This window comes from Bombella apis (assembly GCF_018221685.1).
GTDB classification, from domain to species: domain Bacteria; phylum Pseudomonadota; class Alphaproteobacteria; order Acetobacterales; family Acetobacteraceae; genus Bombella; species Bombella apis.
The window spans coordinates 113,887-139,363 of record NZ_JAGJTM010000005.1 but is presented as its reverse complement, the minus strand read 5'-3'; the positions used below and the strand labels follow the sequence as shown (position 1 = coordinate 139,363).

Below are 25,477 nucleotides of genomic sequence, written 5' to 3'. Positions count from 1 at the left end.
AGCATCTGGCACTACTTTTGTTTCTTGGAAAAAAAGGTTAAGTCCAGAGGCAAGTAGCTTTGGAGGAGGGAAGATTCTTTCCTTTCTTCTGTGCAATCGTGCGAAGACAGGCGGTTCAGCCGCATGTCGGTTAGAACGGAATGTCGTGGCGGGGGTTTCCCGTCAGCATATGGACAAGGATTGGGAAGGGCGCATGCCGACCATCAACCAGTTGATCGCAAAGGGCCGTGAGCCGGCCGCAAAGCGGAACAAGGTTCCTGCTCTGCAGGGATGTCCGCAGAAGCGTGGTGTTTGCACACGTGTTTATACTGTAACGCCGAAAAAACCGAACTCCGCCCTGCGTAAGGTCGCCAAGGTGCGTCTGACCAACGGGTATGAGGTGGTGAGCTATATTCCGGGTGAGGGGCACAACCTCCAGGAGCATAGCGTTGTTCTGATCCGCGGTGGTCGCGTGAAGGATCTTCCCGGTGTGCGTTACCACATTCTTCGTGGTGTGCTGGATACGCAGGGTATCGCAAAACGCCGTCAGCGCCGTTCGCTGTATGGCGCAAAGCGGCCGAAATAAGGGGTATTTGGAATGAGTCGCCGTCATCGCGCTGTCAAGCGTGAGATCCTTCCCGATCCAAAATTCGGAGATGCCGTCATTACGCGCTTCATGAATGCGCTGATGTATGATGGTAAGAAATCTACTGCTGAACGCATCGTTTATGGAGCGCTGGAAGTGCTGCGTAAGCGTGGCGGGTCTTCTGCGGACCCGGTGGCCATGTTCCACTCAGCACTGGATAATGTAAAGCCGGCCGTTGAGGTCCGTTCCCGCCGTGTTGGTGGTGCGACCTATCAGGTTCCGGTAGAGGTTCGTGCAGAACGCCGTCAGGCGCTGGCTATCCGCTGGCTGATTGAGGCGTCCCGCAAGCGTGGTGAGAACACCATGCAGGACCGTCTTTCCAATGAGTTGATGGACGCGGTGAACAACCGCGGTGCAGCCGTCAAGAAGCGGGAAGACACTCACCGTATGGCTGAAGCCAATAAGGCATTCAGTCATTATCGCTGGTAATTTTTACCGGTAATAAGGCTTCTGGCCATTTTCTGGTTTCCAGAGTGGCCAGCATGAAGTTTCAGTCATACCTCTGGCCCCTGTGGGTCAAGGTTTTGGAGAGAGACGATGGCAAAGGCTAAATTTGAGCGTACAAAGCCGCATGTTAACATCGGCACGATTGGTCACGTTGACCATGGTAAGACCACGCTGACGGCTGCAATCACAAAGACACTGGCTGAGACCGGTGGTGCAACCTTCAGTGCTTATGACCAGATCGACAAGGCTCCTGAAGAGCGCGCTCGTGGTATTACGATTTCCACGGCTCACGTTGAGTATGAGACGGAAAACCGTCACTACGCTCACGTGGACTGCCCCGGCCACGCTGACTATGTGAAGAACATGATCACCGGTGCGGCCCAGATGGATGGCGCCATTCTGGTTGTCTCCGCTGCTGACGGCCCTATGCCGCAGACACGTGAGCACATCCTGCTGGCCCGTCAGGTCGGTGTGCCGGCTCTGGTGGTCTTCCTGAACAAGGTTGACCAGGTTGACGATCCGGAGCTGTTGGAGCTGGTGGAGATGGAAGTTCGTGAGCTTCTGTCCTCCTACGACTTCCCTGGTGACGATATCCCCATCGTCAAGGGTTCTGCTCTGGCCGTTCTGGAAGATGGTAACCCGGCACAGGGCAAGGAAGCCATCCTGGAGCTGATGAAGGCTGTTGACAGCTACATCCCGCAGCCGGAGCGTCCGGTTGACCGTCCGTTCCTGATGCCGATCGAAGACGTGTTCTCCATCTCCGGGCGTGGTACGGTTGTGACTGGCCGTGTCGAGCGTGGTGAAGTCAACGTCGGTGACGAGGTCGAGATCGTTGGTCTGCGTCCTACCGTCAAGACGACAGTTACGGGCGTCGAGATGTTCCGCAAGCTGCTGGATCGCGGTGAAGCTGGTGACAACATCGGTGCTCTGCTGCGTGGCACGAAGCGCGAAGATGTTGAGCGTGGTCAGGTTCTGGCAAAGCCGGGCACCATCACCCCGCACAGCAAGTTCAAGGCTGAGGCCTACATCCTGACGAAGGAAGAGGGTGGCCGTCATACGCCGTTCTTTACCAACTATCGTCCGCAGTTCTACTTCCGTACGACGGACGTGACGGGTGTTGTGACCCTGCCGGAAGGCACCGAGATGGTGATGCCGGGTGATAATGCTACCATGGATGTCGAGCTGATTGCTCCGATCGCCATGGACGAAGGTCTCCGCTTCGCTATTCGTGAAGGTGGCCGTACAGTGGGTGCCGGCGTGGTGGCTTCCATCAGCGCCTAAGTCCCTGCTGACTTCGGAATCTGGTGCCCCGGTCGAATTTTTTTCGGCCGGGGTTCCATTTCTAGGAGAAATGCAGTAGGACGGCATCCGGTTTATTAAGGATGAAGTGAAATCATGGACGACCAGAACATCCGCATTCGCCTTAAAGCGTATGATCATCGCGTGCTGGATAACAGCACGAAAGAGATCGTCAATACGGCGAAGCGTACGGGTGCGCGGGTTCGGGGTCCCATCCCCCTGCCGACGCATATTGCCCGGTTTACTGTGAATCGTTCACCGCATGTGGATAAGAAGAGCCGCGAGCAGTTCGAAATGAGAACGCACCGCCGGCTGCTCGACATTGTCGAGCCGACCCCGCAGACCGTGGACGCCCTCATGAAGCTCGATCTCGCCGCTGGCGTAGATGTCGAGATTAAACTCTAAGGTCCAGACGATGCGTACCGGATTGATTGCAAAAAAGCTGGGGATGACCCGGCTCTTTAAAGAAGACGGCACACATGTGCCGGTGACGGTGCTGCACCTTGATGCTGTCGAGGTTGTGGATGCCCGTACACAGGAGCGTGATGGCTATACGGCTGTCCAGCTTGGTATGGGGGCTGCAAAGGCCAAGCACGTCACAAAAGCGAACCGTGGGCATTTTGCCCGTGTGAAGGTTGAGCCCAAGAAGAAGCTGGCCGAGTTCCGTGTGGCAGAGGATGCCCTGCTGGAACCGGGGACGAAGCTTTCTGCTGCCCATTTCATGGTTGGTCAGAAAGTGGATGTCACGGGCCGCAGCAAGGGTAAAGGTTTTGCTGGTGTCATGAAGCGCCACAACTTTGCCGGTCTTGAGGCGACACACGGCGTGTCCATCAGTCACCGTTCTCACGGCTCTACAGGTCAGCGCCAGGATCCTGGCAAGGTCTTCAAGGGCAAGAAGATGGCTGGTCACCTCGGTGACAAGCGCGTGACAACACAAAACCTCGAAATTGCTGCTGTGGATGAAGAGCGTAACCTGATCATGGTGCGCGGTGCTATCCCAGGTGCCAAGAACAGTGTTGTTCTGGTTCGCGATGCAATCAAGAAGGCCCGTAATGCGGACGCGCCATATCCGGCAGCGACCGTTGAGGCCGCCGGGTGAGGGATATGGAATACGATATCAAAACCCTCGAAAACGGAAGTGCCGGTAAAATCGCACTGCCGGAAGAGATTTTCGGGATTGTTCCCCGCAAGGACATCATGGCCCGCGTCGTGAACTGGCAGCTTGCCAAACGTCGTGCTGGCACACACGCAACAAAGGGCAGGGGTGTCGTTTCTGGCACAACCAAGAAGCCGTATCGACAGAAGGGGACAGGTTCTGCCCGTCAGGGCTCTCTGAGAGCTCCGCAGTTCCGTACCGGTGGTGTCGTGCATGGTCCGGTCGCCCGTGATCATGGTTTCGACCTCCCCAAGAAGGTGCGTCGTCTCGGGCTGCGCTCTGCCGTTTCCCAGAAGGCTTCTGAAGGCAAGCTGATCATCCTGAAGGATCTGGCTGGCGTTGAGAAGACCCGTGAGGCTGCTGCCCGTCTGAAGGCTCTTGGCTGCTCGTCTGCGCTGATCGTGGATCAGGTTGCTGACCAGCCGTTTGCCCGTGCGATTGCCAATCTGCCCAAGATCGATCTCCTGCCCACGATCGGGGCAAATGTTTATGATATTCTCAAGCATGATGTGCTGGTGATTACCCACGCTGCTCTTGAGGGTCTCAAGGAGCGTCTGGCATGACAACGAAAACAGTTCTGAATGCACGCAAGGCGGCTGCTGGCCTGTCTCAGGAAGCTCTGTTTGATGTGCTGCGTGCACCGCTGATCACTGAAAAGGCAACCATGGCTTCTGAGAAGAACCAGGTTGTGTTCAAGGTGGCTCTGGAAGCAACGAAGCCGCAGATCAAGGTCGCTGTCGAGAAGCTTTTCAACGTCAAGGTGGCTGGTGTCAGCACCCTGATCCAGAAAGGTAAGACAAAGCGCGTCAAAGGTCGTCCGGGTCGCCGTTCTGACATCAAGAAGGCGTATGTCCAGCTTGCTGAAGGTCAGTCAATTGACCTCACAGCGAAGCTTGGTTGAGGCGCGGGGTAAGATACCATGGCATTGAAGCACTTTAATCCCACGACACCAAGCACTCGTGGTACCGTGCTGATTGACCGGAGCGAGCTCTGGAAGGGCAAGCCCGTCAAGCAGCTTACGGAAGGCAAGAACAAGACTGGTGGCCGTAACAACTACGGGCGTACAACCGTGCGCTTCCGTGGCGGCGGGCACAAGCAGTCCTACCGTTATGTTGATTTCAAGCGTCGCAAGTTCGATGTTGTCGGCACGGTCGAGCGTCTGGAATATGACCCGAACCGTACGGCCTTCATCGCACTGGTCCGCTATGAGGATGGTGAGCTGGCCTATATCCTGGCTCCGCAGCGCGTGAAGGCTGGTGACCGTGTGGTTGCTGCCCATCATGCTGACGTCCGTCCGGGCAACGCCATGCCGCTGGCTTCCATGCCGGTTGGTACGATCATCCACAACATCGAGCTGAAGCCCGGTGCTGGTGGCAAGCTGGCCCGTTCGGCTGGCAACTATGCCCAGCTCGTTGGCAAGGATGCCGGTTACGCACAGATCAAGCTGCAGTCCGGTGAGCTGCGTATCGTGCGTGCCGAGTGCATGGCAACTGTTGGTGCGGTTTCCAACCCGGACAACATGAACCAGCACTTTGGTAAGGCAGGTCGTCGTCGCTGGATGGGGCGTCGTCCACACAACCGTGGTGTGGTCATGAACCCCGTCGACCATCCGCATGGTGGTGGTGAGGGTCGTACCTCTGGTGGCCGTCATCCTGTCACACCGTGGGGTGTGCCGACCAAGGGCTACAAGACCCGTACCAACAAGAAGACGGACAGCCTGATTATCCGTCGTCGTAAAACCGGCAAGTAAGAGAGGGGCATAGAAGATGGCACGTTCCGTCTGGAAAGGCCCGTTCGTCGACGGGTATCTGTTTGGCAAGGCTGAGAAGGCCCGTGCATCGGGCCGGAATGAGGTGATCAAGATTTGGTCCCGTCGTTCCACCATCCTGCCGCAGTTCGTCGGGCTGACGTTCGGCGTCTATAATGGTCAGAAGTTCCTGCCTGTGCAGGTGACGGAGCATATGGTCGGTCATAAGTTTGGTGAGTTCTCACCCACCCGTACTTATACCGGTCATGGTTCCGATAAGAAGTCGAAGCGAGGCTGAGCATGAGTAAGCCTAAGCATATCCGTACCCTGGCTGATACAGAGGCACAGGCTGTTGCCCGCAACATCCGTGTCAGCCCACGCAAGCTGAATCTGGTTGCTGCCACGATCCGCAACCAGCCGGCAGGCAAGGCAATCGCTGCGCTGACGTTCTCCCGTCGCCGTATCGCCCAGCAGGTCAAGAAGGCTCTTGAGAGTGCCGTGGCCAATGCAGAAAACAATCATCAGCTTGATGTTGACAAGCTGGTGGTGAAGACTGCTGAGGTTGGCAAGTCGATCGTGATGAAGCGCTTCCATGCACGGGGCCGTGGTCGTTCTGCTCGTGTTGAGAAGTTTTTCAGCCACCTGAAGATTGTTGTTGCTGAGCGCGCTGAAGCTGAGGAAGCTCCGAAGGCCGGCAAGAACTCAAAAGAGCAGAAGGCAGCCTGATCTATGGGACATAAGGTTAATCCGATCGGGCTTCGGCTCGGTGTCAATCGTACATGGGACAGCCGCTGGTATGCAGGCGGGGATTATGCCCGTCTGCTCCATGAGGATCTGAAGCTGCGCTCTTTCCTGCGCAAGAAGCTTTCGGGTGCTGGTGTTTCCCGTGTGGTCATCGAACGTCCTGCCAAGAAGCCTCGTGTGACGATCTACGCCGCACGTCCTGGCGTGATCATCGGCAAAAAGGGTCAGGACATTGATGCCCTGCGCAAGACCCTCAGCGCCATGGCCAAGGCTGATGTCGCTTTGAATATTGTCGAGATCCGCAAGCCGGAAATCGATGCGACTCTGGTGGCAGACAACATCGCCCAGCAGCTGGAGCGCCGTGTGGCCTTCCGCCGTGCGATGAAGCGCTCCATCCAGTCTGCAATGCGTCTGGGTGCCCAGGGTATCCGCGTGACATGCAGTGGACGTCTTGGTGGCGCCGAGATCGCTCGTGACGAGCAGTATCGTGAGGGTCGTGTACCGCTGCATACGCTGCGTGCCGACATCGACTATGGGACTTCTACAGCGCACACCACTTACGGTTCCTGCGGCGTGAAGGTCTGGATCTTCAAGGGTGAGATCCTGGCTCACGACCCGATGGCCCAGGACCGTCGTGCTGCGGAGCAGGCTCCTCAGCGTTAAGGGGCGGGGGGCTTCCCCCGTCTTTTATCCGAGGTGCTTGATGTGAGGATAGAAAATCATGCTTTCTCCAAAGCGGACAAAGTTTCGTAAGGCCCACAAGGGCCGCATTCATGGGATGGCCAAGGGCGGTACGCAGCTGAATTTCGGTGCGTATGGTCTGAAGGCTCTGGAGCCTGAGCGTATCACGGCTCGTCAGATCGAGGCATCCCGTCGTGCCATCACGCGTGCCATGAAGCGTGCCGGACGTGTCTGGATTCGTATTTTTCCTGACACTCCGGTCTCGACAAAGCCGGCAGAAGTGCGTATGGGTTCCGGTAAAGGTAACCCCGAGTACTGGGCAGCCCGTGTGAAGCCGGGTCGTATCCTCTTCGAAATTGAAGGGGTGCCGCCGGAGGTTGCTCGCTTGGCTCTTAGCTTGGCAGCTGCAAAACTGCCGATCAAGACCAAGTTCATTCAGCGTATCGGGGAGGCTTGAGAATGGCTGAGACGACCTATAAGGTTGCCGAGCTGCGCGCAAAGAGCGAGGATGAGCTCAAGGCTCTCCTGCTGGATCTGAAGCGTGAGCAGATCAACCAGCGTTTCTCTGCGGCTACAGGCCAGTCCGAGAACACCAGCCGTGTCAGGATCGTGCGTCGTGCTGTCGCCCGCATCAAGACACTGCTGAACCAGTCGAAGAACCGTGCGGGCGCAAAAACGTCCGCCGCCAAGTCCTGAGAGGAGACGGACGATGCCCAGGCGCGTCCTGACAGGGCGGGTGACAAGTGACAAGATGGACAAGACGGTGACCGTTCTTGTTGATCGTCGTGTCATGCATCCGCTCTATAAAAAGTTTATCCGCCGTTCCAAGAAGTATGCAGCGCATGATGGCGCCAATGCATGCAAGGTTGGTGATGTGGTCCGCATCGTTGAGTGCGCACCTCTCTCCAAGCGTAAGACGTGGACGGTCGTTTCCCGTAATGGAGTCGATGTTGCCGAGGCCGCTTCGACTTCTGTCGGCGCATAAGGGGGTAGACACATGATTCATCCCGAGACCAACCTTGACGTAGCTGACAACTCCGGTGCACGTCGGGTGCAGTGCATCAAAGTGCTGGGTGGCTCCAAGAGGAAGACCGCCTCGGTCGGCGACATCATTGTCGTATCCGTCAAGGAAGCAATTCCCCGCGGGAAGGTGAAGAAGGGTGACGTCCATCAGGCTGTTATCGTTCGCACATCTTACCCGGTGCGTCGTGCAGATGGCTCCGCCATCCGCTTTGACCGGAACGCTGCTGTCCTGCTGAACAAGCAGCAGGAGCCGATTGGTACGCGTATTTTTGGACCGGTTGTTCGTGAGCTGCGTGCCCGCAAGTTCATGAAGATCATCTCCCTGGCTCCGGAGGTGCTGTAATGGCTGCACGTATCAAAAAAGGTGATCAGGTTCTGGTCCTGACAGGCCGTTCCCGCGGTGTGCGTGGGGAAGTCCTTTCCGTTCTGCCGAAGGTGGAAAAGGCTGTGGTGCGTGGCGTGGCTGTTGCCAAGCGCCACTCCAAGCCGAACCGTATGGGCGAGGGTGGCGGCATCATCGAGCGTGAGATGCCTGTTCATCTGTCCAATCTGAAGCTGATCGACCCGAAGAGTGGTAAGCCGACCCGTGTTGGTTTCCGTGTTCTGGAAGATGGTCGCAAGGTCCGTGTTGCCAAGGTGACCGGCGAAGTGATCGAAGGCTGAGGAGCGAACGATGAGCGATAACAAGAGTGCCGTTCTGCCCCGTCTGCAGCAGGAATATCAGGACAGGCTCCGCGCTAAGCTGCGTGAGCAGTTCGGGTATAAGAGCGACATGCAGATCCCCAAACTGGAGAAAATTGTCCTGAACATGGGGGTCGGTGAGGCTGCTGCTGACCAGAAGAAGCTGGATGCCGCTGTTGAAGAGATGGCTCTGATCTCTGGTCAGAAGCCGGTCAAGACTGTGGCACGCAAGGCTGTTGCGGGCTTCCGTATTCGTGAAGGGCTGCCGATCGGTTGTAAGGTAACGCTGCGCAAGGCTCGCATGTACGAGTTCCTGGATCGTCTGGTGACGATCGCCATGCCGCGTATCCGTGACTTCCGCGGTCTTCCGGCGAACAAGGGCTTTGATGGCCGTGGCAATTTTGCCATGGGTCTGAAAGAGCAGATCGTGTTCCCGGAAATTGATTATGACAGGGTTGATGCCATCCGTGGTATGGACATCATCTTTGTGACAACGGCAAAAACCGATGAAGAAGCGAAAGCTCTTCTGAAGGCATTTGATCTGCCGTTCGTGTCCTGAGCGACAATTTTTCGTATCAATCACGGGAAAATGGACTTTCCCCCTTCACATGAGGGGGGAGTTTCCGTTACAAGTCCGGTGATTGGAAAACCGTCGGGATAGGCCTGACAGGTTCCGGGAGAAGATTCGAGATGGCGAAAGTCTCTGCGGTGAACCGTAATAATCGTCGTGCTGCCATGGCGCAGCGTGACCTTGAAAAGCGGACCGCTCTCAAAAATACTATCAAGAACCGCTCTCTCTCCATGGAGGAGCGCTTCGAAGCGACACTTAAACTGGCCAAGCTGCCGCGTAATGGGTCCCAGACCCGTGTGCGCCTGCGTTGCAAACTGACCGGTCGTCCCCGTGGGAACTACCGCAAGTTTGAACTGTGCCGTATTGCTCTGCGTGACCTTGCTTCTACGGGGCAGATCCCCGGCATGGTCAAGTCCAGCTGGTAAAAGGGTAGTCTGAATGTCTATGTCTGATCCTTTGGGTGATATGCTCACCCGGGTCCGTAACGCTCAGCGTGCCCGCCATGCTGCCTGCGTTGCTCCGGCGTCCAAGCTGCGTGCCAGTGTTCTTGAAGCACTGAAACGCGAAGGATATATCCGCGGTTACACGACCGAGGAAGTCCGCAAGGGCATTTCCCAGTTCCGTATCGAGCTGAAGTACACAGATGGTCAGCCGGTGATCCGCGAGATTCATCGCGTGTCCCGTCCGGGTCGCCGTGTGTACTCCAAAATCAAAGAGCTGCCGCGTGTTTATGCTGGTCTGGGTGTTTCCATCCTCTCCACGCCGCGCGGTGTTCTTTCAGACGTCGAGGCTCGGGCTGCCAATGTTGGTGGCGAGATCCTCTGCCGCGTCTTCTAAGGAGGGAATATGTCTCGCGTAGGTAAATATCCTATTGACCTCCCCGCAGGCGTGGAAGCAGCTGTCAAGGACGGTATGTTCTGCGTCAAGGGTAAACGTGGTGAGCTCAGCGTGCCGGTATCTTCTCATGTTGATGTGAAGATTGCCGACGGCAAGGTTACCGTGTCTCCGCTGGGTGGTCGTACCAACAAGAGCTGGACGATGTGGGGGACATCCCGCGCGGTGTTCGCCAACATGATCAAAGGTGTCTCTGAGGGCTTCCAGAAGGGGCTTGAGATCCAGGGTACGGGTTTCCGTGCTGCTGTTCAGGGTTCCAATCTGGTCATGAACCTCGGTTTCTCTCACGATGTGATCTATCCGATCCCGTCCGATGTGAAAATCACGACGCCCCGCCCGACAGCCATTCTGGTTGAAGGTAACGACAAGCAGCGCGTTGGTCAGGTAGCTCTGGATATCCGCAGCTTCCGCAAGCCCGAGCCTTACAAGGGCAAGGGTGTCCGGTATGAGACCGAAGTTCTGCGTCAGAAAGAAGGTAAGAAGAAGTAATGGCATCGCTGCAAGGATTGCAGGAACGCCGCCGCAAGCGGCTGCGTTTCCAGCTTCGTCGCAAGAGCGGCGGCCGGCCGCGTTTGTCGGTCTTCCGTTCCAGCAAGAATATCCACGTCCAGGTCATCGACGATGCCCGTGGAATTACGCTGGCCAGCGCCTCTACGCTTGAGAAGAGTGTTCGTGAAGCCGGTAAAACGGGTGCGAATATCGCAGCAGCTACCGTTATCGGTAAGCTCGTTGCCGAGCGCGCTGTCAAGGCTGGGGTCAAGGAAGTCGTGTTCGACCGTGGCTCCTATCTCTATCATGGCCGGGTGAAAGCCCTGGCAGAGGCTGCCCGTGAGGGCGGGCTGTCTTTCTAAGGAGGATCACACATGGCACGTGAGCCAAGAGAAGGCGGCCGTGGTGGTCGTGAGCGCGAGCAGGGTGATGAGCTGGTTGATAAGCTGGTAACCATCAACCGTGTCGCCAAGGTTGTTAAGGGTGGTCGGCGTTTCGCCTTCGCGGCTTTGGTCGTTGTTGGCGACCAGAAGGGTCGTGTCGGTTACGGTGCTGGCAAGGCCCGTGAGGTGCCGGAAGCCATTCGTAAGGCAACCGAGCGCGCCCGTCGCAACATGATCCGTGTACCGATGAAAGAAGGCCGGACTCTGCATCATGATGCAGTGGGCCATTTCGGTGCTGGTGAGGTTGTCGTTCGTGCAGCTGAGGCTGGTACGGGGATCATCGCTGGTGGTCCGATCCGTGCTGTCTTCGAGAGCCTGGGCATCAGCGACGTTGTTGCCAAGAGCCTCGGGACCCGGAACCCGCACAACATGATCAAAGCTGCTTTCAACGCTCTTGAGCGTGCAAGCAGCCCGCGTCAGGTTGCGGCCCGCCGTGGCAAGAAGACATTCGAGCTGTTCGGACGTCGTGAGCAGTCAGAGACGGAGGCTGCCAATGTCTGAGACAAAAGGCAAGACAATCCGGGTGACGCAGATCGCTTCTGTGATCGGTTCCAAACCGGGTCAGGCGGAAACGGTGAAGGGGCTGGGCCTGCGTGGCATCGGTTCCAGCCGTGAGCTGGAGGATACCCCTTCTGTCCGTGGCATGATCCGCAAGGTGTCCCACCTGGTGAAGGTGGAGGGTTGATATGAACCTGAATGAATTGCGCGACAACGCCGGGGCACGCTATCACAAGAAGCGTCTCGGGCGTGGTATCGGTTCCGGCAAGGGCAAGACCTCCGGAAAGGGTCACAAAGGTCAGAAGGCACGTTCCGGCGTGGCCATCAATGGCTTTGAGGGTGGTCAGCTGCCGATCTATCGCCGTATGCCGAAGCGTGGCTTCGTCAACATTTTCCGCAAGGAATATGCTGCGGTGAATATCGGTGCAGTGAGCAAGGCTCTGGAGGCTGGCAAGCTTTCCGCCTCTGCTCCTGTGACGGAAGAAGCACTGTACCAGGCTGGTCTGGTCGGTAGCCGCAAGGTTGCTGGTGTGCGTCTTCTGGCAAAAGGTGAACTGTCTCAAGGCGTGAACTTTGAAGTGTCCGGTGCCTCTGCTGCTGCTGTGGCTGCAGTGGAGAAGGCCGGTGGCTCTGTGAAGGTTCTGGCCGCAAAGAAGGATGCTCAGGCTGAAGCCTGAGCCTGTCCTGCCCAGCCTGCTGGGACGACGGTGAACTAGTGAACAGCGTCCCGTACGATGTGCGGTGGCGCTGTTTTCATGAAAGGACGGGGAGATGGCTTCTGCCGCAGAACAGCTGGCCGGTAACCTGAATATGGGTGCCTTCGCGAAGGCGACGGAGCTGAAAAAACGGATCTGGTTCACGCTGGGTGCGTTGATTGTTTATCGACTGGGAACATTCATCCCGGTTCCGGGGATTGATGCCTCTGTGCTGGGGCAGCTTGTTGGGGAGCAGCAGGGTGGCATCCTGGGCATGTTTGACATGTTCACGGGTGGCGCTTTGGGGCGCATGACCATTTTTGCTCTCAACATCATGCCCTACATCAGTGCATCCATCATCATCCAGCTTCTTTCCACGGCTTTGCCTTCCATGGAAGCGCTGAAGAAAGAAGGGGAGAGTGGGCGCAAAAAACTGAACCAGTATACCCGTTATCTGACGGTGCTGATCGCCATCGTGCAGGCCTATGGCTTTGCCATGGGGCTGAGCAGCATGCACACGCAGGCAGGGCTCAGTGCTGTCATCTCGCCGGGTCCGACTTTCCTCGTCTCTTATGTTGTGATGCTGGTAACGGGAACCCTGTTCCTGATGTGGCTGGGTGAGCAGATAACCTCCAGGGGTATCGGGAACGGTATTTCCCTGATCATTTTCTCGGGTATCGTGGCCAACCTGCCTCATGCACTGGGGAGCCTGCTGGAGCTGGGACGTACTGGCGCGCTGTCTCCGGTTTTTGTCGTGGTTTTCCTGCTGCTGGCGCTGGCTGTCATTGCCTTCATCGTGTTCATGGAGCAGGCACAACGGCGTGTCGTGATCCAGTATCCCAAGAGGCAGGTGGGTAACCGCATTTATGGTGGCGATTCCACGCACATGCCGCTGAAGGTCAATACAGCCGGGGTCATCCCGCCGATCTTTGCATCATCCGTTCTGCTGGTGCCAGCAACGCTGTCAGGCTTCATGCATAACAATGGTGGATTTCTGGGGCATGTCGGGCAGTGGCTTTCCCAGGGGCAGCCACTTTACATGGCATTCTATGCCTTCATGATCGTCTTTTTCTCCTATTTCTATGCTGCGGTAACCTTCAATCCAGAAGAGACAGCTGAGAATTTGAGAAAGCAGGGTGGTTTTGTACCGGGTATCCGGCCGGGTGCGAATACGGCCCGTTATTTTGACCGGATTCTCTCAAGGCTGACGACTATCGGTGCCGCCTACATGGTGCTGGTCTGTCTGCTGCCGCAGTTCCTGATCAACAAATATAATGTGCCGTTCTATTTTGGGGGAACCAGTCTGATCATCATTGTCTCCGTGACGATCGATACGGTCACACAGGTCCAGTCCCATCTGGTGGCCCATCAGTATCAGGGGCTCATCCGCAAGCAGCGTGGCCGGAAGGGAGCCCGTGGCCGGGCGGGCAAGGAAAGAAGGAACTTACGGTGAACATCATTCTTCTTGGCCCGCCGGGTGCGGGCAAAGGGACACAGGCAAAACGTCTTGAAGACAGCCGGGGCATGAAGCAGATCTCAACAGGGGACATGCTTCGTGCCGAGGTGAAGGCGCAGTCACCGATTGGTGTGGAGGTGAAGGCGTTGATGGAGAAGGGGCATTTTGTTCCTGACCCGATCATCGTTCAGATGATTGAAAACCGTATCGCTCAGCCTGACTGTGGAAAGGGTGTCATCCTTGATGGTTTCCCGAGGACTGAAAGCCAGGCAGAGATTCTGGACTCCATGCTGAAGGAGCAGGGGCTTAAGATTGATGCAGTCATTCTTCTGGAGGTCAGTGAGGAAGCGCTGGTGAAGCGTCTGTCTGAACGGCAGCATGAAGATGGCTCTCGCAGGGCTGATGATCATCCTGAGGTGATCCATGCCCGGCTGGAGATGTACCGGAAGCAGACGGCCCCCATCCTGCCCTATTATGAGCAGAACGGTCGTCTGAACCGCATTGATGGTATGCAGGATGTCGAAACAGTCGGGAGGGCGATTGATGCCATTCTCGATCGGGCAGACTCCTGAATGAATGAGCTGATCACGAAAAAGTGATCTTTATGGTTTGACTTGTCTGGCAGGGCAGTATATTCGCCCAGCATAAGGTGAGCGTACGGCCCTGATGGTGGGGCTGGAATCGTTCTGGGGACCGACGCCGGTGAGCGGCCATGGTCCGGTCAGACAAAGATTTTTGTAAACACGGCTTTGGGCCGTGTGGATGGGAGAATTGGCGTGGCACGTATTGCCGGCGTAAACATTCCGACCAACAAACGGGTGGTCATCGGTCTGCGCTATGTTTATGGCATTGGTCCTTCGAGCGCACAGGCTATCTGTGAGAAGCTCGGTATCGACAATGCCAAGCGCGTGAATGAGCTGTCTGATGATGAGGTGACGAAGATTCGTGACCTGATCGATAGCGATTATCGTGTGGAGGGTGATCTCCGTCGTGAGACGGCGATGAACATCAAGCGTCTGATGGACCTTGGCTGCTATCGTGGCCTGCGTCATCGTCGTGGTCTGCCGGTTCGTGGTCAGCGTACGCATACCAACGCCCGTACCCGCAAGGGTAAGGCTGTTGCCATTGCAGGTAAGAAGAAGGCAACGCGCTGATAGGCGCCGCTTCTTTCACCCTATCGCAGATTTAATAGGACAAGCATACTATGGCCAAGGCTGCCGCACCGCGTATCCGTAAGAAGGAACGTAAAAACATCATTTCCGGTGTTGCTCACGTTCTTTCCACCTTCAACAACACGATGATCACGATTGCTGATGCCCAGGGCAACGCCATCGCCTGGTCCTCCTCCGGCGCACAGGGTTTCAAGGGCTCCCGCAAGTCCACCCCGTATGCAGCTCAGGTTGCTGCCGAGGATGCAGGGCGCAAGGCCCGCGAGCATGGCATGGAAACGCTGGAGATTGAGGTTTCCGGTCCTGGTTCAGGGCGTGAGAGCGCTCTGCGTGCCCTTCAGGCTGTCGGGTTCACGATCACATCCATCCGCGACATGACGCCGGTGCCGCATAACGGTTGCCGTCCGCGCAAGCGTCGCCGCGTCTGATCTGGACGCAAAAATCTGGTAGGTCTGGCTGTCACGAATGGATGGTGCAGCCAGATTGACCTTGGTGAGTTCGTACCGCACGACAGTGCGGGCCTGGCACCGCCATCCTGTGGCGGGCTTCGTTGTTTGAAAGGCCATGATCTTGGTTCTCCAGAAAAATTGGCAGTCTCTCATCAAACCGGAGAAGCTTGAAGTCGAGCCTGGCCCGGTTCCTTCCCGTATGGCAACCATCGTTGCAGAGCCGCTTGAGCGTGGCTTTGGCCTGACGATGGGCAACGCCCTGCGTCGTATTCTTCTTTCCTCCCTTCAGGGTGCTGCTGTTACGGCCATCCAGATTGACGGGGTCCTTCACGAATTCTCATCCGTTGCGGGTGTGCGTGAGGATGTGACCGACATCGTGCTGAATGTGAAGCAGCTTGCTTTGCGCATGCATGGTGAGGGCCCGAAGCGTATGGTTCTCACGGCAACAGGGCCGGGAGAAGTGAAGGCTGGGCAGATTCAGACGGGCCATGACATTGAGATCATGAATCCGGAGCTGGTGATCTGCACGCTTGACGATGATGTCAAGCTTGGCATGGAATTCACGGTGAACATGGGCAAGGGTTATGTCCCTGCTTCTGCCAACCGTCCGGATGATGCACCGATCGGGCTGATCCCCATTGATGCGATCTATTCGCCGGTGCAGCGTGTGTCTTACAAGGTGGAGCCGACCCGTGTTGGACAGGTCACCGACTATGACAAGCTGCTGTTGAGTGTCGAGACAAACGGAGTCGTCACTCCGGAAGACGCACTGGCACTGGCTGCCCGCATCATGCAGGATCAGCTTCAGCTCTTCATCAATTTCGATGAGCCGCGTCCGGTTCAGAATGAAGAGCCGCAGGATGATCTGCCGTTCAGCCGTCACCTTCTGCGTAAGGTGGATGAGCTTGAGCTTTCCGTGCGTAGCGCAAACTGCCTGAAGAACGACAATATTGTGTATATTGGCGACCTCGTGCAGAAGAGCGAGCAGGAAATGCTGCGGACTCCGAATTTTGGTCGTAAGTCGCTGAATGAGATCAAGGAAGTGCTCACAGGCATGGGGCTTTCGCTGGGGATGAATGTCCCGGCCTGGCCGCCGGAGAGCATTGAGGATCTGGCCCGGCGTCTCGACGAGACATTCTAAGAACCCCGGCTGGGAAGTTCGGGTAGAAGGATTAGGGAAACAACATGCGTCATAATCTGAGCGGACGTAAACTTGGCGTCACCTCCACTCATCGCGCTGCGATGTTCCGCAACATGGCTGTTGCGCTCATCAAGCATGAGCAGATCTCCACGACTCTGCCGAAGGCCAAAGAGCTTCGCCCGGTTGTCGAGAAGCTGATCACGCTGGGCAAGCGTGGCACACTTCATGCACGCCGTCAGGCTTTTGCCCAGCTGCGTGATGATGCCATCGTTACCAAGCTCTTTTCTGAGCTGAGCAAGCGTTATGCAGGCCGTGCAGGTGGCTACAGCCGTGTGCTGAAGGCTGGCGTCCGCTATGGCGACAATGCCGACATGGCCGTGATTGAGCTGGTCGAGCGTGATGTCGAGGCCAAGGGCAAAGATAGCGGTCCTGTTCAGAAAGAAGATCAGGAAGCTGCTTGAGCTTTTTCTCCAATGGGAGAATAAAGGAAAGGTCGGTGCCATCAGGCATCGGCCTTTTTTCACGGGGTAAGAGTACCCGATAGAAAAGCAGGTAATGCCATGAGTTCTAATCTGAAAGACGTAAGCAGCCCGATTCTGGGGATGGTGCAGGACGTAATTGAGGATCTGGTAATGGACCATCCTTGGGGATGGACTGGATTTGCTTTTTTCGTAGGGATACTTTTGGGCCGAAAGAAGAAGCCTTGTCAGGAGCAGCAGCCTTCCTGAAGGCACGGGACAGAATCATGTCCTCGTGGAAAGGCGTCTCTCTCCCCAGAGGAGAGGGCGCCTTTTTTGATGCGGTCAATTTTTGTCTTTCTGGATGAAGCTGGGCAGGAAGGGATTGTCAGTCTGGAGGGAATCCTTGCTGGGTAGCTGGTCTGTGCTCCAGCCGCCACCAATATCGGTGATGAGGCGGATGACACTGTTGAGGCGCTGCTGTTGTATCTGAAGGCGGGATTCTTCATATTGCAGGGCTGTCTGCTGCGCCGTGATGACAGTGGTGTATATCTGTGTTCCGGCCAGATACTCGTTCATGGAGACTTCCACGGCCCGCTGTGCGCTCTCTACAGCCTGATTCTGGTAGGTCATCTGGTCGCCGAGATAATGCAGGTTGGAGAGCTGGTCCTCCGTATCCTGCAGGGCCTTCAGCACGACCTGTCTGTAATTGGCAACAGCGTTGTCGTAGTCGGCTTCGGCTTCCCGTACGGCAGCGGAACGGGCCCCACCATTGAAGAGGGTCTCGCTGGCGGCTGCACCGAGCGACCATGTGCGTGTTGCCAGCTGGATCAGATGCTGGATAGGATTTCCGCTGTAGCCATAGCTGGCTGACAGGGTGATCTGCGGATAGAAGGCCCCGATCTCGTACCCGATTTCAGCATTGTATCCTTCCATTTCCCGCTCGGCCTGGGCGATGTCTGGTCGCCTTTGCAAAAGGTCGGAGGGAAGGAACTGTGGAATGGGTGGCAGCGTGAAGGGCAGCGGTGCATGGGGAATGGTCAGGTCAGCCGGAGGACGGCCGATCAGCACGGCTATGGCATGCTCGTATTGGGCACGGGCCACATGGGCGTTGGCCAGACTGGCCTGGGTTGATTCCAGCTGGTATTTGGCCTGTAGCACACTGGTGGGGTCGGCGACACCGGCGGCCAGCTGGTTGCTGAGAATCTCCAGATTATGCTGGTACAGGCCGACATTGCGTGTGAAGAGGTCAATCAGGCTGTCCTGATAACGCAGGTTCATATAATCGGTGGCCAACTCCAGCTGGTAGGAGAGCTGCATGTTGGCCAGCAGGGCTGCGCTGGACTGTGTCGAGCTGACCTGCTGTTCTATCTGCCGCCGGATCATGCCCCAGACGTCAATCGTCCAGCTGGCACTGGGCCCCATGGTCCAGGTGTTGGTGGTGTTGACGAAGGTATGGGGTTCGGCATTCAGGCCGCTGATGGTCCTGCCCCCGCTGGAATTGCGGTTGAAGCCGAATTTGCCGTTGAGGGTAGGGAAAAGGCTGGCCCGCACGGAGTCGATCATGGCCCGTGCTTTGCGGTATTGCGCCTCATACTGCTTCAGGCTCTGGTTGGAACGGCTGACTTCCTCTTCCAGTCCGTTCAGCGTGGGATCATTGAAAACGGTCCACCAGTTTCCCTTGGGCATGTTGCTCATGGCCGGATTGGCTTTTGTCCAGCCCTCAGGTGGAGGGGCTTCTTTGAAGCGTGAGGAGATGATCGCTTTTGGCCGGTGATAATCCGGCCCGACCATGCAGCCCCCCAGTGTAGCAAGCAGGCCTGTTGTCAGAACGGCAGAGCGAAGGGCACGAAAGGGAAGCGACATGAAAATCCGGGCGTGATGATGGATAAGGTAATGTGTTGTGTGAGGAGGTGTTATATCAGATGGAGGCATGTTCATGAGCATTATTACGTTTTTGGAATAAAGAATATCAGCAAGCTGAGGGAAGCCCGGTAAGGTGCTAGCGGTATCTTGTGGGGAAAGAAAGGCAGGATGTGATGTTTTGCATGACTGAGCCAGGATGGCAAAAGATGTGCAGTAGAATTTTTAACAGGCTCAGCCTGTCTGAATGTGGTGTGATGACAGGTCTGTATGTGGATGCCTATTCCTTCCGTCACAGGTCTGTCGGTCCCCACGCATGGCTGAATTTATGATTTCTTCATCTGTTTGATCCAAAAAAAGAATATAATAAGATACGATGCATACAACCATCAGGTATTTCAGTCTTTCTGAAGCAATTTTCTCTCCTGAGAATGATTCAATCACATCTGTCATGGCGTATTGGAGGAGATTTTTGTTTTTCCAATACGGAGGGCAGATTACGTCATGTATGTTTCCTGAAGAGTGAACGCTGCACCCTGTGGCTCAGCCGGTCGAGTGACAGATAGACAAGTGGTGTCGTATAGAGTGTCAGAAGCTGGCTGAGGCAGAGCCCCCCCAGGATGGCGAGGCCAAGGGGCTGGCGCATTTCACTGCCATAATCACCACCGACAAGCAGTGGAACGGCTCCGAGGGCAGCGGCTGCCGTTGTCATGAGGATAGGGCGGAAACGCAGATGGCTGGCTGTGAGAATGGCTTCCTCTGCCGTCTTGCCCTGATGGCGGGCATGGGTGGCAAAGTCGATCAGCATGATGGCATTTTTCTTGACGATGCCGATGAGCAGAATGACGCCGATCAGGGTCAGAAGTGAAAAAGGCTGCCCGAACAGATCAACGGTCAACAGAGCCCCCACACCGGCAGAAGGCAGTGTGGAGAGAATCGTGAGTGGGTGGATCAGGCTTTCATACAGGATGCCCAGCACGACATAGACGGCTACCAGTGCTGTGAGGATCAGGAGTGGCTCCCGGCTGACGGATTTCTTCAGACTGGCGGCGTTGCCGGTGAATCCCCCCTGTATGGTGTGGGGAAGGTGAAGGCGGACCATGGTGCCTTCCACCGCCTGTATGGCGGGTCCCAGGCTGGCCCCCGGTGCCAGATTGAAGGAGATGGTCGTGGCGACAAATTGGCCTTGATGGTTGACAGCAAGCGGCGCATTGACTGCTTTCAGCGGTCCGAGCAATGGCAGGGGGACCATGGTTTCGCTGCTGGTGGTAACAGCCGAACCATTGGAGGCTGACCGGCCACCGGCCAGAGCATTGGCCACGGAATTCAGATAGGAAAGCTGGCTCTGCGACATGGTGGCAGGGCGGCTGCTGGCCCGGACACGGATGTTGTTGGACGCATAGGCCCCGTTGGCCGTTCCCCCTGTAACACTGACACGCATCTGTTCCAGAAAAGCGGGATCGGCCCAGAAAACGGGCGCAGCTTCCATGATGACACGGTACTGGTTGAGGGGCTCATAGATGATGGAGGCAGCCCGCTGGCCAAAGGCGTCGTACAGGGCGTTGCTGACAAGCTGTGGTGTGATGCTGTAGCGGGCCTCCATGTCCCGGTTGATGGCCAGCGTGATGCCACGGCCACCCTCCTCCACGTCGGAGGTCACGTCCGAGAGCAGGGGCAGGTGGGAGAGCGCCGTCACGACCCGGGGTGTCCATTGATACAGCTCCTCCGCAGAGTCGCCCTGAAGGCTGTATTGATAAGCGCCGTCTGTTGATCGTGCCCCCCCGCCGATCATGCTGGGCAGGCGCAACCTGATGGAAAAACCGGCCCTGTGTCGGAATATGTGATTCAGCCGGCTGACCGTGGCGGAAATATCATCGTTCCGTTCGGCTTTTGGCTTCAGCGTGACGAAGAGATTCACGGAGTTGGCGGAACGCTTGCCCGGCCCCCCAATGACACTGACGACATCCGGGTCCTTTGCCAGCCGCTTTTCCACCCGGATGGTCAGGGCCTGCAAGGCATGGAAGGAAATGTCCTGGTCAGCTACCAGCCGTCCCATGAGCATGCTTTCATCCTGCTGGGGAAACAGTTCCTTCGGCAGGATGACGAAGAGCCAGCCTGCCAGCAGCAGGCTGAGAGGCAGGGAGAGCAGTACGGGTACGGGATGGCGCATGATGGCATGGAGTGACCTCATGTAGCCTGCTGTCAGCATCCGGAAGCCATCATCCAGCCTGGCCCCACACCAGCGCAGGCCTCGCCGGACCAGACTGGGGCGGTATCTGTCCCCCGGGGCGAGCAGCAGGGCCCCGAGCATGGGGGTCAGGCTGAGGGAGAGCAGCATGGAGACGCAGAGTGCCAGAATGATCGTCATGGCAAATTCGTGGAAGAACAGGCCGGATACCCCTTCCATGAGCAGGATGGGCACAAACACGACGATCAGCGACAGTGTGATGGAAATGACGGTGAAAATGACTTCTCCGGTGCCTTCTATGGCAGCCTGCTGGGCTGTCTTGCCCATTTCCCGGTGGCGGGTGATGTTTTCCAGCACGACGATGGCATCATCCACCACAAAGCCGGTCACGATAGTCAGGGCCATGAGCGACATGATGTCGAGCTGATAACCAAGGAGATCCATCAGGGCGAATGTGGTGACGATAGAGGCGGGAACAGTAATGGCCGGGATGAGGACGGCAATACCGTCCCGCAGGAAGAGCAGCACCACGAACACGACCAGAATGACGGACAGGATGAGCGTGCGCTGCGTATCGGCCAGAGAGGCCCGGATGGTGATGGACCTGTCCAGCTGGAGGTCCAGTTTCGTATTGCCCGGCAGGGCCGTGCGCAGCTGGGGCAGGCGGGCTTTCAGTCCATCGGTTGTTCTGATGACATTGGCCCCGCTCTGGGGATAGACGGTACAGATGATGTCCGGCTCACCGTTGACATAACCGGCCTGTCGGAGGTCCTCTGCACTGTCCACGACATCAGCCACGTCGGAGAGACGCACAGGCTGGCCGTTGCGGTAGGCGATGATGAGAGACCGGTAGGCACTTGCTTTCGTGGCCTGGTCGTTGGTGGCAAGGATGAGGCGCTGCCCCTGAAGCTCTATGAAGCCCTTTGGTGTATGGGCGTTGGCAGAGGTCAGGGCGGCCCGGATGTCCTCAAAGCCGATGCCGTAACGGAAGAGGCGCAGGGGGTTGATTTCCACCCGGACAGCAGGCAGCGCACTGCCATGGATGTCCACATTGCCTACCCCTTCGACCTGGCTGAGGCCGGGCATGATGACATTGTTGGCAAAATCATAGAGCTGCTGCGGCGTGCGGGTGGGTGAAGTCAACGAAAGGACCATGATGGGCGGCCCGTTTGCGTTGGCCTTCATGTAGCTCGGGTCGCTGCGCAGGGTAGTGGGCAGGTCCTGCCGGGCGGCCCGCAGGGCGGACTGTACATCCCGGGCAGCCCCGTCAATGTCCCGGGAGAGATCGAACTGGAGAAGAATCCGGGTCTGGTTCACGGTGGACTGGGAGGTGATCTCCCGGATTCCAGCGATGGCGCCAAGGTGGCGCTCCAGTGGTTCGGCAATCGTGCTGGCGATTTCGGAGGGAGACCCGCCCGGCTGGTTGGCAATGACCATGACAACCGGAAAATCGACATCAGGCAGGTCGGAGACAGGCAGGTTCACATAGCCGATGCAGCCTGCAAGGAACATGGCCAGTGTCATGAGGATGGTGCCGACAGGCCGGGTGACGAAGAGGCGGATCAGACTCACGGTGTATCGGCAGGCAGGCCGCTGTCATCGGCTGAGGTCCGGAAGAAGCGCTTCACCCTCAGGCTGCACTGGTTCATGAAGAGATAGATGACAGGTGTGGTGAAAAGGGTGAGAAGCTGGGACAGCATCAGCCCGAAGACGATGGCCACGCCCAGTGGGCGGCGCAGCTCCGCCCCTGTCCCGACACTGAGAAGTAACGGCAGCGCCCCAAAGAGGGCAGCAAGGGTTGTCATGAGGATGGGGCGGAAGCGCAGCAGGGCGGCCTGGCGTATGGCTTCGGGAGGTGCCAGCCCGTCCTGACGTTCGGCCTGGAGGGCGAAGTCGATCATCATGATGGCGTTCTTCTTCACGATGCCGATGAGTAGCACGATGCCGATGATGCCCATGATGTCCAGCGGCATACCGAATGCGTACAGCCCGAGCAGGGCACCGATGGCCGCCGAGGGCAGGGTCGAAAGGATCGTCACGGGGTGGATGAAGCTCTCATACAGCACACCCAGCACGATATAAACGGCCACGATGGCAGCAACGACCAGCCCCAGCTCATTGGTCAGGGAATTCCGGAAGGCGGCTGCTGTTCCCTGGAAGGCTGTCTGGAATGTGGCGGGCAGGCCTATCTTCTGGCGGATATGGTCAATGGCTGTCGTGGCCTCCCCCAGCGCATGATGCGGTGCGACATTGAAGGAGATCGTCGTGGCGGGGAACTGCCCGTAATGGGTGATGAGCAGGGGAGACACGATGCGGGAAAGGCTCGTGACCTGGAGGAGCGGGACCAGTCCCGATGTGGGCTGGCGGCTGGGGCCGCTCGTGCTGCCTCCGGCCTCCGAAGAGATGCCGGGCAGATAGAGCTGGGAGAGGCTGCTTTCATGTTTCTGGAAGCGTGGGTCTGTCTCCAGAATCACGCGGTACTGGTTGGACTGCGTGTAGATTGTGGACACCTGCCGCTGGCCGAAACTGTCATAGAGCAGGTTGTCAACCGTCTGCGGGGTGATGGAGTAGCGGGCACCGTTGGTCCGGTCCAGCGTCAGCATGGCGGTCAGACCATCCGCCTGAAGGTCGGAGGTGACCCCTCCCAGAGAGGGTTCATGTTTCAGCGCATCAAGGAAGCGGGGCACCCAGAGGGAGAAGTCATCATAATCGGGTGTTTCCAGCAGGAACTGGTACTGCATGGCCGAAACGGATGATTCCAGTGAGAGGTCCTGTACGGGTTGGGTATAAAGGTGAACTCCCGGCAGGGCCGTGGCGGCTTTTTCCAGTCCGGCCTGTATCTCTGCCAGTGAGTGGGTCCGCATCTCTTTGGGCTTGAGATTGATGAGGAAACGGCCGGAATTGAGTGTCATGTTCTGGCCGTCAATCCCGATGAAGGAGGAGAGGCTGACAATATCCGGGTTCTGGAGGAGGAGCGCTCCCAGTTCGGCCTGCTTTTTCTTCATGCCTTCAAAAGAGATGTTGGCTGGCATGATGGAAATACCCTGGATCACTCCCGTATCCTGCGGGGGGAAAAAGCTTTTCGGGATGGACCAGGCCAGCAGGCCGGTAATGATGAGGCTGGCGAGCGTGGTGAGCAGTGTCAGGGGCTGGTGCCGCAGGACGATGCCGAGAGCATGGTCATAATGGCGGATGCACCAGTCCATCATCTGGCCGGTTTTTCGGGCGAACATGGCCAGACGACCTTCACGGCGGGTATGGCCATGTCTGGTGGGGCCATGCTCGCTCAGCATCCGGGCGCACATCATGGGCACGAGCGTGATGGAGACCAGGGCCGAGATGGTGATGGTGATGGCCAGCGTCATGGCGAATTCGTGGAAGAGACGGCCTACCACGTCACTCATGAAGAGCAGGGGAATGAGGACGGCGATCAGGGAGACGGTCAGGGAGATGATGGTGAAACCGATTTCCTTTGCGCCCTTCAGGGCCGCAGTGTAGCGGTCGTCCCCAGCCTCCACGAAGCGGGAAATGTTCTCGATGACCACGATGGCATCATCCACCACAAAACCGGAGGCGATGGTGAGGGACATGAGGGACAGATTGTCCAGCGAGAAGCCCAGCATGTACATCGCCGACAGGGTGCCGATCAGCGAGAGGGGGACGGAGAGACCCGGAATGATGGTGGCCGGAACATTGCAGAGAAAGACGAAGATGACCCCCACGACGAGCAGCATGGCCAGAACAAGCTCGAACCCCACATCCTTGACGGACGCCCGGATGGTGGTCGTGCGGTCGGTCAGGGGGATGATGTCGATGCCCGGTGGCAGTTCCTGTTTCAGGCGGGGGAGGATGGCCAGCACATTGTCCGCCACGGCAATGACATTGGCACCGGGCTGCCGCTGGATGTTGAGGATGAGAGCCGGTGTCCTGTTGGCCCAGGCGGCAAGCTGGCTGTTTTCTGCGCCCTCCACCACGCGCCCGACATCACGGAGGCGGATGGGCCCATTGTTCTGATAGGCGATGACCTGGTCCATCAGCTGTTCGACAGACTGTATCTGCCCGTCAATCCGCAGGGAGGTGGCGTGCTGGGGACCATCGAAGGTTCCTGTCGGAGAGTTGACGTTGACTGTGCCGATGATGGTCCGGACCGTATCCAGTGCAATGCCGTAGGAGGTCAGCTTTGGAACATTGATCTGCACCCGGTAGGCCTTGCGGTTGCCTCCAGAGAGCGTCACCAGCCCGACGCCGGAAATCTGGCTGATCTTCTGGACAAGCCGTGTGTTGACGTAATCCTCCACCTCCGGCAGTGGCATGATGCGGGAGGTGATGCCCAGCGTCATGACAGGCGTGTCCGCCGGGTTGACCTTGGCATAGATGGGGGGTGCAGGCAGGTCGCTGGGCAGCAGGGAGCCGACATTGTTGATGGCGGCCTGCACTTCCTGCTCGGCAATGTCCATCTTCATGTTCAGCCCGAAGCGCAACGTGATGACGGAGGCGCCGCCGGAGGACTGTGAGGTCATCTGGTCCAGCCCGGCCATCTGTCCCAGCTGTGTTTCCAGCGGGGCGGTGATGGAGGTGCTCATCACGTCCGGGCTGGCACCGGGATAGAAGGTGGAGACCGTGATGGTGGGATATTCCACTTCCGGCAGGGCCGAGATGGGCAGGAAGTGGTACCCCAGCACACCGGCCAGCATGATGGCCAGCATGAGCAGGCTGGTGGCAACGGGACGTTCGATGAAGATGCGTGAGGGATTCACGGG

General features: G+C 57.5%; 33 protein-coding genes. 30 read left to right on the top strand and 3 right to left on the bottom strand.

Annotated elements, in window-relative coordinates; all coding sequences use genetic code 11:
* Positions 1–193: 193 nt before the first annotated feature.
* From rpsL to rplQ, 30 genes are all read left to right on the top strand, one after another.
* A complete protein-coding gene (rpsL, locus tag J8Z04_RS07790; protein ID WP_023979007.1) occupies positions 194–565 on the top strand; it encodes a 30S ribosomal protein S12 in 372 nt (123 codons plus the stop codon).
* Between the two features lie 12 nt (positions 566–577).
* Positions 578–1,054: a 30S ribosomal protein S7 gene (gene rpsG / locus J8Z04_RS07785; protein ID WP_043557827.1), complete on the top strand. Its 477-nt coding sequence runs from the start codon at positions 578–580 to the stop codon at positions 1,052–1,054.
* A gap of 108 nt (positions 1,055–1,162) precedes the next feature.
* On the top strand, positions 1,163–2,353 hold the full coding sequence (tuf, locus tag J8Z04_RS07780; protein ID WP_043557828.1) for an elongation factor Tu: 1,191 nt from the start codon (positions 1,163–1,165) through the stop codon (positions 2,351–2,353).
* Positions 2,354–2,467: 114 nt separating this feature from the next.
* Complete coding sequence (gene rpsJ, locus J8Z04_RS07775; protein WP_018980179.1) at positions 2,468–2,776, top strand: 30S ribosomal protein S10; 309 nt, start codon at positions 2,468–2,470, stop codon at positions 2,774–2,776.
* A gap of 10 nt (positions 2,777–2,786) precedes the next feature.
* On the top strand, positions 2,787–3,470 hold the full coding sequence (gene rplC / locus J8Z04_RS07770) for a 50S ribosomal protein L3 (protein WP_192848443.1): 684 nt from the start codon (positions 2,787–2,789) through the stop codon (positions 3,468–3,470).
* Positions 3,471–3,475: 5 nt separating this feature from the next.
* Positions 3,476–4,090, top strand: coding sequence for a 50S ribosomal protein L4 (rplD, locus tag J8Z04_RS07765; RefSeq protein ID WP_043557831.1), 615 nt, complete (start codon positions 3,476–3,478; stop codon positions 4,088–4,090).
* 41 nt (positions 4,091–4,131) lie between these two features.
* Positions 4,132–4,428 carry a 50S ribosomal protein L23 gene (locus tag J8Z04_RS07760; protein ID WP_181005181.1) on the top strand — a complete coding sequence of 99 codons (297 nt, stop codon included), beginning with the start codon at positions 4,132–4,134 and terminating at the stop codon, positions 4,426–4,428.
* An 18-nt stretch (positions 4,429–4,446) separates the two neighbouring features.
* Entirely contained in the window at positions 4,447–5,277 is an 831-nt protein-coding gene (gene rplB / locus J8Z04_RS07755) for a 50S ribosomal protein L2 (RefSeq protein WP_081562856.1), read from the top strand.
* Between the two features lie 16 nt (positions 5,278–5,293).
* Positions 5,294–5,572: a 30S ribosomal protein S19 gene (gene rpsS / locus J8Z04_RS07750; RefSeq protein WP_043557836.1), complete on the top strand. Its 279-nt coding sequence runs from the start codon at positions 5,294–5,296 to the stop codon at positions 5,570–5,572.
* Positions 5,573–5,574: 2 nt separating this feature from the next.
* Positions 5,575–6,000 (top strand): 50S ribosomal protein L22, encoded by a 426-nt coding sequence (gene rplV / locus J8Z04_RS07745; protein ID WP_043557837.1) that lies wholly within the window; start codon positions 5,575–5,577, stop codon positions 5,998–6,000.
* Positions 6,001–6,003: 3 nt separating this feature from the next.
* Entirely contained in the window at positions 6,004–6,681 is a 678-nt protein-coding gene (gene rpsC, locus J8Z04_RS07740; RefSeq protein ID WP_043557839.1) for a 30S ribosomal protein S3, read from the top strand.
* 58 nt (positions 6,682–6,739) lie between these two features.
* The gene (gene rplP, locus J8Z04_RS07735; protein WP_043557840.1) at positions 6,740–7,156 is read left to right on the top strand and encodes a 50S ribosomal protein L16; all 417 of its coding nucleotides are present in this window, start codon (positions 6,740–6,742) and stop codon (positions 7,154–7,156) included.
* Between the two features lie 2 nt (positions 7,157–7,158).
* Positions 7,159–7,395, top strand: coding sequence for a 50S ribosomal protein L29 (gene rpmC, locus J8Z04_RS07730; RefSeq protein WP_043557842.1), 237 nt, complete (start codon positions 7,159–7,161; stop codon positions 7,393–7,395).
* Between the two features lie 13 nt (positions 7,396–7,408).
* Positions 7,409–7,684, top strand: coding sequence for a 30S ribosomal protein S17 (gene rpsQ / locus J8Z04_RS07725; protein WP_043557843.1), 276 nt, complete (start codon positions 7,409–7,411; stop codon positions 7,682–7,684).
* 12 nt (positions 7,685–7,696) lie between these two features.
* Positions 7,697–8,065: a 50S ribosomal protein L14 gene (gene rplN, locus J8Z04_RS07720; protein WP_043557844.1), complete on the top strand. Its 369-nt coding sequence runs from the start codon at positions 7,697–7,699 to the stop codon at positions 8,063–8,065.
* Positions 8,065–8,385, top strand: a complete 321-nt coding sequence (gene rplX, locus J8Z04_RS07715) for a 50S ribosomal protein L24 (protein WP_081562857.1) — start codon at positions 8,065–8,067, stop codon at positions 8,383–8,385. Before rplN ends, rplX begins: the two co-directional genes overlap by 1 nt.
* Before the next feature lie 10 nt (positions 8,386–8,395).
* Positions 8,396–8,962, top strand: a complete 567-nt coding sequence (gene rplE / locus J8Z04_RS07710) for a 50S ribosomal protein L5 (RefSeq protein WP_192848444.1) — start codon at positions 8,396–8,398, stop codon at positions 8,960–8,962.
* A gap of 131 nt (positions 8,963–9,093) precedes the next feature.
* Positions 9,094–9,399 carry a 30S ribosomal protein S14 gene (rpsN, locus tag J8Z04_RS07705; protein WP_043557849.1) on the top strand — a complete coding sequence of 102 codons (306 nt, stop codon included), beginning with the start codon at positions 9,094–9,096 and terminating at the stop codon, positions 9,397–9,399.
* A gap of 13 nt (positions 9,400–9,412) precedes the next feature.
* Complete coding sequence (gene rpsH, locus J8Z04_RS07700; RefSeq protein ID WP_043557850.1) at positions 9,413–9,811, top strand: 30S ribosomal protein S8; 399 nt, start codon at positions 9,413–9,415, stop codon at positions 9,809–9,811.
* A 9-nt stretch (positions 9,812–9,820) separates the two neighbouring features.
* A complete protein-coding gene (rplF, locus tag J8Z04_RS07695) occupies positions 9,821–10,357 on the top strand; it encodes a 50S ribosomal protein L6 (RefSeq protein ID WP_043557852.1) in 537 nt (178 codons plus the stop codon).
* A complete protein-coding gene (gene rplR, locus J8Z04_RS07690) occupies positions 10,357–10,719 on the top strand; it encodes a 50S ribosomal protein L18 (RefSeq protein ID WP_043557853.1) in 363 nt (120 codons plus the stop codon). The genes rplF and rplR overlap by 1 nt, the downstream gene beginning before the upstream one ends.
* A 12-nt stretch (positions 10,720–10,731) precedes the next feature.
* On the top strand, positions 10,732–11,301 hold the full coding sequence (gene rpsE, locus J8Z04_RS07685; protein ID WP_043557855.1) for a 30S ribosomal protein S5: 570 nt from the start codon (positions 10,732–10,734) through the stop codon (positions 11,299–11,301).
* Positions 11,294–11,485 carry a 50S ribosomal protein L30 gene (gene rpmD, locus J8Z04_RS07680; protein ID WP_043557856.1) on the top strand — a complete coding sequence of 64 codons (192 nt, stop codon included), beginning with the start codon at positions 11,294–11,296 and terminating at the stop codon, positions 11,483–11,485. The genes rpsE and rpmD overlap by 8 nt, the downstream gene beginning before the upstream one ends.
* A gap of 1 nt (position 11,486) precedes the next feature.
* Complete coding sequence (rplO, locus tag J8Z04_RS07675) at positions 11,487–11,975, top strand: 50S ribosomal protein L15 (RefSeq protein ID WP_043557858.1); 489 nt, start codon at positions 11,487–11,489, stop codon at positions 11,973–11,975.
* Positions 11,976–12,069: 94 nt separating this feature from the next.
* Entirely contained in the window at positions 12,070–13,446 is a 1,377-nt protein-coding gene (secY, locus tag J8Z04_RS07670; RefSeq protein WP_043557860.1) for a preprotein translocase subunit SecY, read from the top strand.
* Positions 13,443–14,021 carry an adenylate kinase gene (locus J8Z04_RS07665; protein ID WP_192848445.1) on the top strand — a complete coding sequence of 193 codons (579 nt, stop codon included), beginning with the start codon at positions 13,443–13,445 and terminating at the stop codon, positions 14,019–14,021. Before secY ends, J8Z04_RS07665 begins: the two co-directional genes overlap by 4 nt.
* Before the next feature lie 204 nt (positions 14,022–14,225).
* Positions 14,226–14,603: a 30S ribosomal protein S13 gene (rpsM, locus tag J8Z04_RS07660; protein WP_043558318.1), complete on the top strand. Its 378-nt coding sequence runs from the start codon at positions 14,226–14,228 to the stop codon at positions 14,601–14,603.
* A 50-nt stretch (positions 14,604–14,653) separates the two neighbouring features.
* Positions 14,654–15,046, top strand: coding sequence for a 30S ribosomal protein S11 (gene rpsK, locus J8Z04_RS07655; RefSeq protein WP_043557862.1), 393 nt, complete (start codon positions 14,654–14,656; stop codon positions 15,044–15,046).
* A gap of 142 nt (positions 15,047–15,188) precedes the next feature.
* Complete coding sequence (locus J8Z04_RS07650) at positions 15,189–16,208, top strand: DNA-directed RNA polymerase subunit alpha (RefSeq protein ID WP_043558320.1); 1,020 nt, start codon at positions 15,189–15,191, stop codon at positions 16,206–16,208.
* Positions 16,209–16,252: 44 nt separating this feature from the next.
* Positions 16,253–16,669, top strand: a complete 417-nt coding sequence (gene rplQ / locus J8Z04_RS07645; protein WP_043557864.1) for a 50S ribosomal protein L17 — start codon at positions 16,253–16,255, stop codon at positions 16,667–16,669.
* A 342-nt stretch (positions 16,670–17,011) separates the two neighbouring features.
* Here the strand turns inward: rplQ and J8Z04_RS07640 are convergent, their stop codons facing one another.
* The 3 genes from J8Z04_RS07640 to J8Z04_RS07630 all read right to left on the bottom strand — a co-directional run bounded on the left by J8Z04_RS07640 (position 17,012) and on the right by J8Z04_RS07630 (position 25,474).
* A complete protein-coding gene (locus J8Z04_RS07640) occupies positions 17,012–18,532 on the bottom strand; it encodes an efflux transporter outer membrane subunit (protein WP_043558323.1) in 1,521 nt (506 codons plus the stop codon).
* 499 nt (positions 18,533–19,031) lie between these two features.
* Positions 19,032–22,289 (bottom strand): efflux RND transporter permease subunit, encoded by a 3,258-nt coding sequence (locus J8Z04_RS07635; RefSeq protein ID WP_192848446.1) that lies wholly within the window; start codon positions 22,287–22,289, stop codon positions 19,032–19,034.
* Positions 22,286–25,474, bottom strand: coding sequence for an efflux RND transporter permease subunit (locus J8Z04_RS07630; protein WP_332067164.1), 3,189 nt, complete (start codon positions 25,472–25,474; stop codon positions 22,286–22,288). Before J8Z04_RS07630 ends, J8Z04_RS07635 begins: the two co-directional genes overlap by 4 nt.
* Between the last annotated feature and the right edge of the window lie 3 nt (positions 25,475–25,477).

Excerpts from the sequence above, each read along its gene's own strand:
- rpsQ (WP_043557843.1), top strand. The coding sequence starts at position 7,409 with ATGCCCAGGCGCGTCCTGACAGGGCGGGTGACAAGTGACAAGATGGAC.
- rplV (WP_043557837.1), top strand. The coding sequence starts at position 5,575 with ATGAGTAAGCCTAAGCATATCCGTACCCTGGCTGATACAGAGGCACAG.
- rplF (WP_043557852.1), top strand. The coding sequence starts at position 9,821 with ATGTCTCGCGTAGGTAAATATCCTATTGACCTCCCCGCAGGCGTGGAA.
- rpmC (WP_043557842.1), top strand. The coding sequence starts at position 7,159 with ATGGCTGAGACGACCTATAAGGTTGCCGAGCTGCGCGCAAAGAGCGAG.
- rplB (WP_081562856.1), top strand. The coding sequence starts at position 4,447 with ATGGCATTGAAGCACTTTAATCCCACGACACCAAGCACTCGTGGTACC.
- rplX (WP_081562857.1), top strand. The coding sequence starts at position 8,065 with ATGGCTGCACGTATCAAAAAAGGTGATCAGGTTCTGGTCCTGACAGGC.
- rpsE (WP_043557855.1), top strand. The coding sequence starts at position 10,732 with ATGGCACGTGAGCCAAGAGAAGGCGGCCGTGGTGGTCGTGAGCGCGAG.
- rpsK (WP_043557862.1), top strand. The coding sequence starts at position 14,654 with ATGGCCAAGGCTGCCGCACCGCGTATCCGTAAGAAGGAACGTAAAAAC.
- rplE (WP_192848444.1), top strand. The coding sequence starts at position 8,396 with ATGAGCGATAACAAGAGTGCCGTTCTGCCCCGTCTGCAGCAGGAATAT.
- rpsH (WP_043557850.1), top strand. The coding sequence starts at position 9,413 with ATGTCTATGTCTGATCCTTTGGGTGATATGCTCACCCGGGTCCGTAAC.
- rplQ (WP_043557864.1), top strand. The coding sequence starts at position 16,253 with ATGCGTCATAATCTGAGCGGACGTAAACTTGGCGTCACCTCCACTCAT.
- J8Z04_RS07640 (WP_043558323.1), bottom strand. The coding sequence starts at position 18,532 with ATGTCGCTTCCCTTTCGTGCCCTTCGCTCTGCCGTTCTGACAACAGGC.
- rpsS (WP_043557836.1), top strand. The coding sequence starts at position 5,294 with ATGGCACGTTCCGTCTGGAAAGGCCCGTTCGTCGACGGGTATCTGTTT.
- rpsC (WP_043557839.1), top strand. The coding sequence starts at position 6,004 with ATGGGACATAAGGTTAATCCGATCGGGCTTCGGCTCGGTGTCAATCGT.
- rpsJ (WP_018980179.1), top strand. The coding sequence starts at position 2,468 with ATGGACGACCAGAACATCCGCATTCGCCTTAAAGCGTATGATCATCGC.
- rpsG (WP_043557827.1), top strand. The coding sequence starts at position 578 with ATGAGTCGCCGTCATCGCGCTGTCAAGCGTGAGATCCTTCCCGATCCA.
- rpsN (WP_043557849.1), top strand. The coding sequence starts at position 9,094 with ATGGCGAAAGTCTCTGCGGTGAACCGTAATAATCGTCGTGCTGCCATG.
- rplC (WP_192848443.1), top strand. The coding sequence starts at position 2,787 with ATGCGTACCGGATTGATTGCAAAAAAGCTGGGGATGACCCGGCTCTTT.
- rplP (WP_043557840.1), top strand. The coding sequence starts at position 6,740 with ATGCTTTCTCCAAAGCGGACAAAGTTTCGTAAGGCCCACAAGGGCCGC.
- secY (WP_043557860.1), top strand. The coding sequence starts at position 12,070 with ATGGCTTCTGCCGCAGAACAGCTGGCCGGTAACCTGAATATGGGTGCC.
- rplD (WP_043557831.1), top strand. The coding sequence starts at position 3,476 with ATGGAATACGATATCAAAACCCTCGAAAACGGAAGTGCCGGTAAAATC.
- rpsL (WP_023979007.1), top strand. The coding sequence starts at position 194 with ATGCCGACCATCAACCAGTTGATCGCAAAGGGCCGTGAGCCGGCCGCA.
- rplO (WP_043557858.1), top strand. The coding sequence starts at position 11,487 with ATGAACCTGAATGAATTGCGCGACAACGCCGGGGCACGCTATCACAAG.
- rpmD (WP_043557856.1), top strand. The coding sequence starts at position 11,294 with ATGTCTGAGACAAAAGGCAAGACAATCCGGGTGACGCAGATCGCTTCT.
- tuf (WP_043557828.1), top strand. The coding sequence starts at position 1,163 with ATGGCAAAGGCTAAATTTGAGCGTACAAAGCCGCATGTTAACATCGGC.
- rplR (WP_043557853.1), top strand. The coding sequence starts at position 10,357 with ATGGCATCGCTGCAAGGATTGCAGGAACGCCGCCGCAAGCGGCTGCGT.
- rplN (WP_043557844.1), top strand. The coding sequence starts at position 7,697 with ATGATTCATCCCGAGACCAACCTTGACGTAGCTGACAACTCCGGTGCA.